14 protein-coding genes and 1 pseudogene are annotated in these 12672 nt (G+C 46.7%); 6 read left to right on the forward strand and 9 right to left on the reverse strand.

Going from position 1 to position 12672, the window contains the following annotated elements:
* Positions 1–107: 107 nt before the first annotated feature.
* The 7 genes and pseudogenes from C7R91_RS23790 to C7R91_RS23820 all read right to left on the reverse strand — a co-directional run bounded on the left by C7R91_RS23790 (position 108) and on the right by C7R91_RS23820 (position 7263).
* The gene (locus C7R91_RS23790) at positions 108–320 is read right to left on the reverse strand and encodes a hypothetical protein (RefSeq protein WP_047067590.1); all 213 of its coding nucleotides are present in this window, start codon (positions 318–320) and stop codon (positions 108–110) included.
* Positions 310–1176 carry an ABC transporter permease gene (locus C7R91_RS23795; RefSeq protein WP_047067591.1) on the reverse strand — a complete coding sequence of 289 codons (867 nt, stop codon included), beginning with the start codon at positions 1174–1176 and terminating at the stop codon, positions 310–312. The genes C7R91_RS23790 and C7R91_RS23795 overlap by 11 nt, the downstream gene beginning before the upstream one ends.
* Positions 1173–2105 carry an ABC transporter ATP-binding protein gene (locus C7R91_RS23800; protein ID WP_047067593.1) on the reverse strand — a complete coding sequence of 311 codons (933 nt, stop codon included), beginning with the start codon at positions 2103–2105 and terminating at the stop codon, positions 1173–1175. The genes C7R91_RS23795 and C7R91_RS23800 overlap by 4 nt, the downstream gene beginning before the upstream one ends.
* Positions 2099–4327: a DUF8725 domain-containing protein gene (locus tag C7R91_RS23805; RefSeq protein ID WP_047067595.1), complete on the reverse strand. Its 2229-nt coding sequence runs from the start codon at positions 4325–4327 to the stop codon at positions 2099–2101. Before C7R91_RS23805 ends, C7R91_RS23800 begins: the two co-directional genes overlap by 7 nt.
* 14 nt (positions 4328–4341) lie before the next feature.
* Entirely contained in the window at positions 4342–5418 is a 1077-nt protein-coding gene (locus C7R91_RS23810) for a TolB family protein (RefSeq protein ID WP_047067597.1), read from the reverse strand.
* Positions 5415–5969 carry an RNA polymerase sigma factor gene (locus tag C7R91_RS23815; protein WP_047067599.1) on the reverse strand — a complete coding sequence of 185 codons (555 nt, stop codon included), beginning with the start codon at positions 5967–5969 and terminating at the stop codon, positions 5415–5417. The genes C7R91_RS23810 and C7R91_RS23815 overlap by 4 nt, the downstream gene beginning before the upstream one ends.
* Positions 5970–6106: 137 nt before the next feature.
* A pseudogene (locus C7R91_RS23820) lies at positions 6107–7263 on the reverse strand (trans-sulfuration enzyme family protein).
* Positions 7264–7389: 126 nt separating this feature from the next.
* Here C7R91_RS23820 and C7R91_RS23825 point away from each other — a divergent pair.
* Together C7R91_RS23825 and C7R91_RS23830 are read left to right on the forward strand one after the other, a co-directional pair.
* Entirely contained in the window at positions 7390–8085 is a 696-nt protein-coding gene (locus C7R91_RS23825; protein WP_047067601.1) for a peptidylprolyl isomerase, read from the forward strand.
* A gap of 228 nt (positions 8086–8313) precedes the next feature.
* On the forward strand, positions 8314–8937 hold the full coding sequence (locus C7R91_RS23830) for a cell wall hydrolase (RefSeq protein WP_047067603.1): 624 nt from the start codon (positions 8314–8316) through the stop codon (positions 8935–8937).
* A gap of 311 nt (positions 8938–9248) precedes the next feature.
* On the opposite strand, the gene C7R91_RS23835 is transcribed toward C7R91_RS23830, so the two are convergent.
* The gene (locus tag C7R91_RS23835) at positions 9249–10013 is read right to left on the reverse strand and encodes an SDR family NAD(P)-dependent oxidoreductase (protein WP_047067606.1); all 765 of its coding nucleotides are present in this window, start codon (positions 10011–10013) and stop codon (positions 9249–9251) included.
* 102 nt (positions 10014–10115) lie between these two features.
* On the opposite strand from C7R91_RS23835, the gene C7R91_RS23840 reads away from it, so the two are divergent.
* Positions 10116–10427, forward strand: coding sequence for a YfhH family protein (locus C7R91_RS23840; protein ID WP_047067608.1), 312 nt, complete (start codon positions 10116–10118; stop codon positions 10425–10427).
* Between the two features lie 113 nt (positions 10428–10540).
* Positions 10541–10990 (forward strand): DUF441 domain-containing protein, encoded by a 450-nt coding sequence (locus tag C7R91_RS23845; RefSeq protein ID WP_047067610.1) that lies wholly within the window; start codon positions 10541–10543, stop codon positions 10988–10990.
* Here the strand turns inward: C7R91_RS23845 and C7R91_RS23850 are convergent, their stop codons facing one another.
* Positions 10991–11299, reverse strand: a complete 309-nt coding sequence (locus C7R91_RS23850) for an iron-sulfur cluster biosynthesis family protein (RefSeq protein WP_047067612.1) — start codon at positions 11297–11299, stop codon at positions 10991–10993.
* Between the two features lie 101 nt (positions 11300–11400).
* Between C7R91_RS23850 and C7R91_RS29475 the strand changes: the two genes are divergently transcribed.
* Positions 11401–11541, forward strand: coding sequence for a hypothetical protein (locus tag C7R91_RS29475; RefSeq protein ID WP_007718846.1), 141 nt, complete (start codon positions 11401–11403; stop codon positions 11539–11541).
* A 68-nt stretch (positions 11542–11609) separates the two neighbouring features.
* A complete protein-coding gene (locus C7R91_RS23855; protein WP_047067614.1) occupies positions 11610–12665 on the forward strand; it encodes a DUF2515 family protein in 1056 nt (351 codons plus the stop codon).
* Positions 12666–12672 lie beyond the last annotated feature (7 nt).

Genomic DNA, 12672 nt, shown 5'->3' on the forward strand with positions numbered 1-12672 from the left:
CGGTTCCATCATACCGTTTTTTTCCGGGAGAAGCAAACAGGCGAATAACTCTGTGCCTTTCCTGTCCATGAAAAACAACCTACCACGTTTGGCAGGTTGTTAGCTGATTACTCACTATACTCTTCAAGAACACCTTTTTCAAGCAAAAATGCTTCTTCTGCCTGAAGAATGGTCACGATCGCTTCGCGTTTGACATACATTCCAGCGGATGCCAGACGGCTCTCAATCGCACGAAGCAGTTCTTCAAAATCAATGATCTGCACTTGTTGATCGCTCACAAAAAAACCTCCCTTTTCCCATACACCTTTCTCATTGTACACGAACAGGTCGTTTCTTCCAACTCCACCATTTCCGGCGAATTGGTTGTAACAAATAAGCGCTCCAGATGACGAGCACAAAGGAAAGAACCACGTACACACATGAGAAAAACAACCACGGTGCAAAGGTGATGTCGTTGGATTGATCGAACGACTCGCCTAAAATATCCAACAGCACGATGATAGGATTCATCCCTGCCAACATCTGCAGCTCATACATGCTCCAGACATTTGAATTGACGTACCGTTCCGGATATGCCTGTTGCAAGGACTCACCGATAAAAAAGAACAGCAAGCCAGTACCTACCACAAAAAAGAAGGCAATGCCGTAAGTGGTGACCGTCGAAATCGATGTTCGCTTAATCCAAGTAGAGCAGAACAATCCCAGCGACCCGAGAAAAAACATATTCACTGCGAGAAAAAGGACGAGCTGGGCCATTTGTTCCGGGGAGACGCTACCGTACAGCATCACGATACTGTACAAAGGCATCGAGGCAACCAAAAGCAGTGTGGAGAAAGCCAAAGACGTAATGAGCTTGCTCAAAATAATCGTGCGCGTCGACAACTGGGTCGTCAGCAAAATATGCAAGGTCTGGCGTTCTCTCTCCCCACTGATCGCTCCAGCAGTCAGGGCAGGTGCCACAAAGCAAACCATCGCGTAGTGTATCCCCGCGGATATCAGTAACAGATCGCGGTTATCCCCTAACGATTCAGCCTTTAGGGGGTCCATGAGCAAAAAGCCCATCGGTATTCCCCCCATGACTAATAAGTAAATCGCTAATATAAGCATGGTCTTTCTCGAGCGGAATCTTTCCCGCATTTCTTTTACCAAAAGTGGATTGAACAAGAAGTCGCTCACTCCATACCGACTCCTTCCGTAATCGCTAAGAAGACGTCTTCTAAATCTTTCTTGGAATCGCCATAGTAGACGACTGCGACCTGCTCATCCAGCAGTTCTTGAAGCAATTCAGCTTTTTGTTGCTCCGTCCCTTGAAAGTAGAAGCGAAAGCCTCCCATATATTCCGTCAATTGATGCACATACGGAGAGCTCGCTAACAAAAGTCCTGCTTTGTCCAAGTTCCGCAGGGCTCTTAGTTGCATACGGCTTTGCCCTGTGTCCCGATTACTGACCTCGTGAACAGATCCATACGCAATTAATCTTCCTTTTTCAATGACACCAATATCATCACACAGCTCGGCTAGCTCCGGCAAAACATGGGAGCTGATAATAATCGTCTTGCCCATTTCGCGTAGTTGCTTCATAATTTCGCGCAACTCGATACGAGCTCGCGGGTCCAGTCCTGACGCGGGTTCATCCAAAATCAGCACGGCCGGATCATGTACGAGACAACGAGCTAACCCCAGACGCTGTTGCATGCCTCGAGATAAAGAATCGACGAAAGCGTCTGCTTTGTGAGACAAATTCACCAGTTCTAAAAGATCACCGACGAGTGCTCGTCTCTTGGAGGCAGGAATTTTGTATGCTCCTGCATAAAACTCCAAATACTCAACCGCGGTCAAATTGTCATATACCCCAAAAAAATCGGGCATGTAGCCAACTGACTGGCGCACACTCGCAGGGTCTTTTCGCACATTGTAGCCACAGACAAACGCTTCGCCTTCACTCTGTTCCAAAAGGGTAGACAAGATGAGCATCGTGGTAGATTTTCCGGCGCCATTTGGCCCAATAAAGCCGAATACCTTTCCTTTCTCGATCGAGAGGTTCAAATCCGTCAATGCTTGCAAATTGCCGTATCTTTTTCCTAAATGAACGGTTTCGATTACCATTTCCGCACCCCCTCTACCTGGAAAATTGGCTCTGGTAGAGCTAATCTCGACGTTCCATTGTGGGAAAAACGAAGCAATAACGATTGATTTGGCGTCAATACTTGCTGAAGTTCTTTATCGAGGACAAGTCTCGTCCCACGCTCAACAGGTATCCACCTACCGCTCTTTTGGTGGAAGTATTCTATCCGGAAAGGCTTGAATGAACTGTGATTCAGCGGTACCGTTATTCGCTTCATATTGACCGCGGCTTTGTCTGTACGCAGCTCAAACGTAATGCTGCCCTTTCCAAGCTGCCAAATGTACCCGGTACTGTCAAAGTCCCCAGTCATTTCATACATCTCGGCATCAAGCAGGCCATAAGGAAAAGTCACCAGACCTTGTTCATTCGGCTGGAATTGAATAGGCTGCTGAATGACATTCCAATAATGCGCTTGATGAGGCACCTGCATTGTCATCAGAGGAAGAGGCTCTGTCGTTGTGCCGATGATACTTGCCTGATTCCCCTCTTCATAATCAACGACTCTTTCCTGCATTTCTTTGATTCGTTCTTCCATCGTCTGCAATTCTTTTGGTGCTTGTGGTTTTCTTGGCATAAACAGGGGCTCAAGCACACTGTCAATCTGCTTTTCTTCCCCCTTTTTCATTGGCCCAAGGGGAATTCGCTGAAAACCAATTTCAATATAAGTCTGATCGTAGGCAAACTCCGTATTGTTTTTCACGTGCCCTTGCAGACGATTCTCATTGATTCGCAAGGAAGCATCAAAAGCCCCCATGTCGTGCTTTACCCCGATACCGATTGCCTGTTTCGGTGTCAAATAGGGGAGATTGCGGAAAGAGAGAACCTCGTCGCCACCCATTAGCCCCTCTGGTCGATAATCATTTCGCCCGACTGTCAAGGGCAGTGCAACGATCGAAGGTTCAAGCTGGACATCGTATTCGTTCTGATCCACCCCTAAAAACGTTGCGGCTGAGCGAACATGAGCCAGTGACTCATCTAATATATCGATCTTGGTTACGGCGTAACTGGTACTCGTTTTCACAACAGCAGGCTTTCCAACCGCGAATATAGCGACGGTCAAGAAAATTGCTCCTACCGGGATGACTCCCCACGCCCATTCAGGTTTTCTCATTCTTTTTAGAACGAAGTATGTCAATGGCGCGAGCACAATTACATATCCGCCCCACAACGTCACCATCCAGATCGGCGGAGGAGTTTGTACTACAGGAATCTTCTTGCTCAAGTCAAGAAAAGGCCTGGTCATTTGATCCATATACGGCTTCTCTTCAAAAATCTTCTTGGCGCCATGCTGGGTCATTGCATTTTGCCACAGTTGTGGATTGAACTGCCACGATGCCAACGGCTCAGCTGTCACATCATAGTTGACAAATAGCAGCAGCCCTCTGCCGTACGATTTTGACACAAATAAGGGCAAGTCGCGGTTGTATACACCGATACTGCCATTTGGCGCGACTTTTGCAATGTCATACTCGCGTAATGCTTGCTGTAGCTCAATATTACCAGCTTTTCCGGCTTCCACAGGGAGAATATCAGCAAACCGCTGGATCATTGCATCTTGATTGGGACCTGCGGAAACAACCACGATCCCTCCCAGCTGGATCCACTCCTTGATCGCTGCCATCTGTTGATCATTAATTGTGGAACCACTATTGCCCGCCAGCGCTAACATGTCAATGTTTTCGTAAATCCATGATTGGTCAGGCAACATTTGTTCCGTGAGATTTTGTACGGACAAGGGGCGGTTCATTTTGGATTGTGATTGATTAACGGCAAGGAAATGAAACGCATTGCCCTCCTCGCTGATCACCCCAATGGTGCGCCCGTCTGTTGGATATGAGATACGCAGCTTTTCGCTTTTGACAACTTGACCGTTTTGCGTCACCTGGACGTACCAGTCATCGAGCAATATTTGGGAAGGCATATCAAAGTATACGGTTGTACTCTTCCCTTGCTCGAGCTTTATTGGACGCCGAAGCTTAAATTCATTATTTTTTTTGACTTCTCGCTGTGATAACTCTACAGCTCCTGTGAAATTCTGTTCTTGGCTGGTTACCTTTACGTTTAGTCTCATCCATGATTCATATTTGACGATCCCACTTAAAGGAATTTCGAATTGTATGTCTATGTTGCTCTCTGCCATAGCTGGGCGTATCGAAAAGCTAAGCCATGTGATGACAAAGATTAACACCCATTTCCATCTCATGCTTGTTCCTCCGCTCATTTTCGTGACGCCAAAGAGATAACCAGTTGTTGCGGCTGATCATGGCGGGAGATAAGCAGTAAGTCCTTACCTTTGTTTGCCCAGTTGCCTTTGATCAGCTCCTCAGATGACTGGTTTCGCAATGGTAGCTCGCGTGTCACAAAAGGCTCTTCACTCACGTTCACTTCCATCAGCGTTCCATTTGGATGTGTATAGGTCAATCGCGTATCGGAGCTCCACGATGCCCACTGTCCCACTGCAAGCGAGGTAACTTTCCCCGTCCGCATTTCCATTAGCTGTACTTCACCGGCTTTATTGAAGGCAAGCAAGCTTCCATCTGGTGACCATTCAGGCTGAGAGCCTTCTACAAGCTTCCATTCTTGGAACGATACTGTGCTGCTCACCCAAATTTCTTCGACGCCATTTTTAGAGCGGGAAAAGGCAAGCGAATCATCATGTTCAGACCAGCTTGGTGAAGAGTATACTACTCCATCTTCTTCCTTCAGCAATCGGCTGCTTCCCATGCTGTAAGTCGTTGGCATCTCCACAATCCATATCCGCGATAATTTTTTAACCTGCTCGACGACAGCGATTTGCTTTCCAGAATTAGACCACGCTACCCCTGTGTATTTCCCTTCGGTTGGCGGCAGCTTGATCGTGACTGGCTTTAATTCCTCGTCGATTGGAATGGTCTTCAGCTCTGTATTGTTATTGATATAAGCTAGCTGAGTGGCTTTGCGATCAATATCAACAAGCTCCACGGCTGCTTGTGCTGGCAGCTTAAGTACTTCATGCTCTCGAACGGCAAGAGAGGTAATGTTCCACCACACAAATCCGCCTATGGCAAGGGTGAGAGCAGCAGCAGCGATTCCGCTCCAAACCAACTTCCCAAGCTTTTTGGGTGCGGCAATTGGAGCCTTTGCCTGTTTGGCTTCGAGATCTCTCATTTTCTGAAGCAATTGCTTTTTGAGATCTGATTTTAATTGATAATTGACGGGAACCGATCCGCGCATCTGCTTTAAATGGGCTAGGAGTTGGGTTACGGTCTGATCATCCGATTGATGATCCTGGGGGTGCTTCTCCTCTTCTCTCATTCGGAGTCCCCCCTCTCATACATCTTCTGAAGTTTTTGTAAGCCGCGATAAGAAATCATTTTGATACTCGATTCTGTTTTGCCGAGCACCTCAGCTACCTGACTGATTTTAAGGTCAGCAAAGTACCGGAGCATCAACACGTCTCGTTGATCCTGAGACAACAAGTCCAAACGATCACGAAGCAGACGAATCTCTTCATTCGTCAGCGCCTGTCGTTCTGGCTGCCATGTGTCGTCCGGTTCTGCTCCAAGAAAATCTTCCTGGTCAACCGGTAGCTCCCTGTTTTTCCGCATAAAATCCACATATGTATTGTGAGCAATACGAAAAATCCATGATGCGAAAGGACTTGTTCTGCTATATTGCTCGAATTTTTCTAGCGCTTTTAAAAAGACCACGGTGGTCAAATCATCGGCATCCCACGTACTTTGAACCCGGCATCGTAAATACCGGTTGACGCGATCAAAATATTCGTCATACAGTTCCGTAAATGGACGAGATTCATAATAATCTCCGGATGATGGCCCCGATGGTTGCTTCATAGCCATTCCCATTTGCGTTTTCCTCGGTTTCTTCCAGACTGAAGCATGTTCTCAGAATGGACTTTCTCCACTGCATTCTGAGACTACTCTAACTAAGTAATACGTATTTCTTAGGAAGAAAGTTTCATAATGTGGCAAAGTTTTTTGAATTATTTCCCTAATGCGGCATCTAATGCTATCTGAATGTCTTGCACAGCCTCGATTCCGACCGATAACCGTACCAGTCCCATCGTGATTCCCGTTTCCTTGCGCTGCTCTTCAGAAAAAGCACGATGGGACGTCGTAACTGGATGAGATACACTCGTCTCCACACCTGCAAGAGACGGAGCCAGCTTGATCCAGTCAAGAGCCCGGTAAAAGTCGTAAATCTTCGTCTCGTCTGCCAGAACAAAGGATACCATTGCCCCCTGTTTTTGCCTTGAAAAAAAGAAGGTATCCGTAGGACTTGGGTAATACACTCGTCTAACTGCCGGATGATCACGAAGAAACGAAGCGATCTGGCTGGCATTATCGCATTGACGCTCCATTCTCACAGCCAATGTTTTCAAACCGCGTGATGTCAACCAGGCCTCAAAGGGACTGAGAGATGCACCGTAGTTGGCTACGATCTCTGTGGCACGCTTGATTGTCGCCTGTGATCCAACCAGAACACCGGAAGTCACATCGCTATGTCCACCTATGTATTTGGTTCCACTATGTACCACGAGATCTGCTCCAAATAGAACGGGTTGTACCAAATACGGGGTCCAAACGTATTATCCACCATAACGGTTAAGCCAAGACTTTTTGCTTCCTTGATCCAGTAAGGCAGATCCACAACCGTCAACAGCGGATTGGTGATGGTCTCCACGAAAAACAACCGCGTCGTTGGGCGAACATGATCAGTAAGCTTTGTCATTTGACCGAGCTGGATGCACTCAAGCTCGATCCCAAACCGCGACAGCTCCTTGTGCAGGAGTGCATAGGTACCGCCATAAATTTCATGGGAAGCCAGAACGTGATCGCCAGGGGAAAGAACGGCAAGTAAACCCGCCATGATCGCTCCCATACCGGAGGCAGTACTAACACCTGCCTCTGCGCCTTCTAAAACAGCGATTGCTCGAGCCAGCTCAGCTTGGTTGGGATTTCCATTTCGGGTGTACAAGTATTCTCCTTCGCCGACGTAATACTGCTCTACTTCTTCCAACCCTTCGAAGGCAAAAACAGAGGTTTGATAAATCGGTGTCGTTTTGCTTTTTACTCCCCGTAAAGGATCATGTCCGATATGTACCGTTTTGGTCTCAAATCGCTCTGCCACATTGATCACCCTTTTCTACCAATCATACCATGGGAGATTGGAAAGGAAACTAGCGGATTGGCAAAAGCTCGACTATTTGTGTTATAATTCGAAACCGAACCACCCAATAGTATGAAACAAAGGAAGGTGCATAAGATGAGAAAGATGATGACAACTCTGTTCACATGTCTGACGGCAATCGCCTTGGTTACGGGTTGTTCTACAGGAAGCAATGAAGCCGCTCCTAATCAACCGACTGCGCCAGCAGAGAAACCAGCATCCAAAGAGCCAGCTAACCCACCGGGTCCAACCGGAGAGAAGAAATACGAGAAGGCTCCGGCTATGCAGATTGACAAAGCAAAGGACTATCAAGCAAAAATCTCTACTTCCATGGGAGACATCACGATCGATCTGTTTGAAAAAGATGCCCCAATTGCTGTCAATAACTTTGTTTTCCTAGCAAAGGACAAGTTCTATGACGGCATCACGTTCCATCGCGTCATTAAAGATTTCATGATTCAAACAGGTGATCCATTGGGTAGTGGCATGGGTGGCCCTGGTTACACGTTTGAAGACGAATTGCAAAATGGTCATAAATATGAACCAGGCGTGGTTGCCATGGCGAATTCCGGCAAAAACACGAATGGTAGCCAATTCTTCATTGGTTCCGGACCTGACGTGACAGGATTGGACAACTCTCCGAACTACACGATTTTCGGAAAAGTCACGGGTGGCATGGATATTGTTCAAAAAATTGCAGGAACAAAAGTAAAGAAACACCCACAAACGGGTGAACCAAGTGTTCCTGAGCAAACAATTACCATTAAATCCATTACGATTACGGAAAAATAAGAGCAGCCTCACACTGCACGCGAAAGCCACTTTCTCAACGGGAAAGTGGCTTTTTTCATAGAGGAATCTTCCGTTCATGAGAACACTTTCACGAATCTCTTCTTTTTGTAAATAGTTCTATGGAACCAATTACCTCTTGAACCACTCCGATAAGACCGATAGACTTGCAAATGACCTGATTCGCTTCCGCAATCAAAACGCAAAAAGCGAAAAGGAGTGGTTACCACCATGTTGAGACGAGAAGCGCCAACGCGCTTTTTCTTCTTTTTGAACAGTATTGCCTTGATGCTGTTATGCTTATTTGTCACACCGACAAGTGCAATGGCACCACAGCCCATACAAATACTCCCTGTTCTCAGTAGTGCACAGACGCCATTGGAACATGATTCGAAGAAGGAAAAGAAAACAGCCACATCTGCTGCACCAGTAAAGCGTGAGTCTGTGAAGGTTAGTCGCGATAGTCGCCCAAAAGTTGTTCGCAATGGAAAAGTGAAGATTTCGGAGAGGGATATGGAACTGCTCGCCCGGTTAGTGTATGCGGAAGGCCGGGGAGAACCGTATGAAGGACAGGTAGCGATTGCTGCCGTTGTATTGAATCGGGTTGCTTCACATAAATTTCCAAATACGGTACGGGAGGTTATTTATGCTCCCAATGCGTTTTCGCCTGTCCATGACGGCAATTTGACACATAAGTCAAATGAGCGTACGAGAAAAGCGGTTCGGGACGCGGTGAATGGTAAGGATCCGAGCAATGGTTCCCTCTACTTCTTCAATCCGGATACGGCTACATCCAAGTGGATTTGGTCACGTCCTGTAACGGTTGAGATCGGTAACCATCGTTTTGCTCGTTAACGCGCTACTTACAGAAAAATATTTAATAATACTTTATTTTTATTTTATTGATGTTTTACTTTTGCTTGCTATGTTGTAGATGTAAGCACTTTTTCAACGCATTGAGAAAAAGTTCGATTATCTTCTTTGGATGACTTTTTAACGTAAGCATGTTTAGATCGATCATTCAATCTGAGTATGCCTACGCTAATAGCTTTGATTGATTGACTGTTTTGGGTGAGAGCAAACCAGTCATAGAACAATCAGTCGTTCTTTTTCTCAATCGCCCCCAATAATTAGGCATTCCCAACTGGGAATGCCCCTTTTTTATTTTAAAACCCGTATACAGACATACCGCCATCAACCGAGATGGTTTGACCTGATATGTATGAAGCAGCATCAGAGGACAAGAAAATCGCTGGTCCTACCAAGTCCTCCACATCCCCAATTCGGCCACTCGGCGTTCTCTGCAACACCTCTTGGACGAACGCTTCGTCACTAAGCAAGCTCTCCGTTAATGGCGTACGGAAATACCACGGTGCGATTGCATTTACGTTGACGCCAAATTTGCTCCATTCTAATGCCAGCACCCGCGTCATCTGGATCAGCCCTGCTTTGCTGGCACCATACGCTACACCCGTGCGAAGCGCTACTACACCTGCGACTGAAGCAATATTGACGATTCTTCCATAGCGCTGCTCGCACATGATTTTCCCTGCAGCTTGACTCATGAAAAACGCTGCTTTCAAATTCAAATCCACTACCCTGTCCCACTCTTCTCCCGTTACCTCATGAGCCTTCTTGCGGATATTCATTCCTGCATTATTGATCAGGATATGAACACCCCCTAGCCCATCGACTACTTGCTTTACAACACGTTCCGCTGCATCAGACACGGTCAAGTCAACCTCGACAGGAAAAGCCACTCCGCCTTTTGCTTCAATCTCTGATACCACTTCTTGCAAATCGGAAGCTGTTCGCGAGACTACCGCAACCTCCGCCCCAGCGTCTGCGATTCCCAACGCAATTGCCTTCCCAATCCCTTTTCCAGCACCTGTTATGATTGCTTTCTTTCCATGCAAATCAAAACGTGTCATTTTCGAACCGACTCCCCTTTCGTTTCCTTAGAGGATTCTGCATCCATCGCCTTTTCCCTTGTCTTTTGCTACAATAAACCTGTATGGAAAGGGGGCAGTCCGTTGCGTTTGTACAGTCAGATGACACTCGCCGAGCTGCAGGAGGAAATGGAGCGCCTGCACGTAGAAGCGAAAGAGAAAAAGGAGCTTGGTGATCACTCACAGCTTGCGATCATTACACAAAAGTACTTTATGGCGAAATCGTACTATTTAGGAACGGGTGAGTTCCGAATCGGCAGCAAATACAGCGTGCCTGATTACGATCAGCCGTTTACAATCGATTATTTCAACGGCGTCTTTGCATGGGGACGTTTCCCTGATTCGGATGAACAGACAGGTTTTCCAGTAGGAATGCTGGAACTGTGGTTTGACTAGAAAAAAGAGATCGGCACTCGCACTCTTGTGCATGCTGATCTCTTTTTTCTTGCCCGGGCACATGCCGTTGCGCATGGATATACTAAGAAAAACGAAAGGGAGCCAACCCGCATATGGACTGGATTTCTATCATCCTTTTGGTACTACTGGCGCTCGGTGTCATTGGCAACAATGCAACCGTCTCCATTGCAGTTGCGATCCTTCTCTTAATGAGGCTCCTGTCATTGGACCGATATTTCCCGCTACTCGAGCAGCACGGATTACAGCTCGGAATCATTATACTGACGATTGGCATCATGACTCCGCTTGCAAGCGGCAAAATCAATCCTTCGTCCATCTTAGAGATTTTTACAAATTGGCATTCGTTACTGGCTGTCGCCGTCGGTATGTTTGTGGCTTACCTGGCAGGAAAAGGAACGGCCTTGATGACCCAAAATCCATTGATCGTAACTGGCCTGCTGCTAGGTACAATCGCTGGTGTCACTTTTTTCCGTGGTGTTGCAGTCGGTCCTTTAATTGCGGCAGGTATTCTCGCCTTTATTTTGCAATTTCTTCCCAAGTGATTAGGTCCAGCGCTCTTTCAGCTGAAGGCCATAGGCCAAAATTTGCTGTGGTGTAACCATACGGAAGCCTTGCTGTGCACGATAATCAATCGTAAGTACGTCAGACCCGATATAGGCGATCGTTTCGCGATCTATCAGAAACGTCAAAGAATCAACCTGGTAGACTTCATCTTCTGGACCTTGGGTATCCCACCACAACGCATACTCTACATTCATCCCGCAGCCACCGACTAGCTCACCGTTGATCCGAATGGGCTTGTCTGTACTGGCTATGCGTTCTACTGCTTCTTTTGTCACTTTTACTATCATGTTTGGTGCCACCCTTCTCATGATTTTCCAGCATGCTGGATGCATCATCTCTTACATGATAGCATACAATGCTTGAAAGGCAGCAGAAAGGACGATCATCTATGAACATCTACGAACAAGATGGGATTTTTGTCGCTGAAACGGAGTTCCAATCGGAGCACGTTGTCATTTTTGCGAATACGTGGGAGGAAGCCAAGGAAAAACTACTCGTTCGGCTTCTCGTACTAGAAATGATTGGTTGAGTAAAAAGCGGGTCGCCCAGTGGACCTGCTTTTTTCCATGTGAAAACAACAAGGAGCTACCAATACCCATGACAGATACGACAGCAACGAAAATGGCCGAGCAGCATCTGGTTGCTCAAATCAGACAAGCAACAGCCAAAGCCAATCGCAACAATGTCACCCGGACACAAGCATACCTTGCCTTTTATCTCGAGCACCAAGAGATTCACTGGGCATTATTGGCCCATCTGGTCTCACGAAACGGCGGGTGGAACATGACCGATTTAAAAGGAGAATGGCTACCGCTTATTATGGACGCACAAGCAATCGAGCCGTTTTTTTGGTTTTTGGAAAGATGTAACTGGCTGATTTTTCACGATGCCTATCCGCAATTACTTCTGTATGCGGAGATGAAACGAACGGGTACAGATTTAACAAAGCTTTTGGTACCACTTGGTGTTTCAGTTTTTATGCAATCGTATTGGAAAGAGTTCCTCGCATCCAAAGACAGTGCGAACATTACACATGCACTCATCGTAAATGAACAGCAATATATCGAACAACGTGTTGTACAGAAGCCGTTTACACTGAATCGTATTTTTGCTTCGTTTGCCTTCGTCGCCCAATCTGCTCTCTCGATGAATCAAGTGCTCATTCCTTATAAAGCGTACCCTACTGACCGCCGACTTAGCTTGATCGGGTTGAATGTCCATCATTTTCCCGACGTCAAAAACCGCATTCAGGTCGGAAAGACGTTGTATCAGCAATTGTTTGGGGACCGTTTTCGCTTCGAGAAAATACTGTCCTACTGCTCACGTATTCCTCATACGGGCTCACGAGCGGATTATTGGCCGCATTTGTTCACACCTCACCATGCTCCTTCTACCAGAGAAGATGAATACCAGCTGCGATTGGATGGACACGAGTTGCTAGAAGGAAGTCCGAAGATATACAGCCCACGTCTTCAAGATGCATGGGCCGATTATGGACACGATCCGGCAGATGGGGTAGATTGGTTTCGAGATGAAAAATGGCACAAGGTCGTAAAAGAGCCTGCTTCACTGCCTTCCATCGACAGTGATTCTTATGTGCGTTCACTGCAATGGATCGAATACGGAGTCAAACTCGTCTCAGCAATCACGTAGCTTGGAG

Source organism: Brevibacillus formosus (genome assembly GCF_003013405.1).
In the GTDB taxonomy this organism is placed as follows: Bacteria; Bacillota; Bacilli; order Brevibacillales; family Brevibacillaceae; genus Brevibacillus; species Brevibacillus formosus.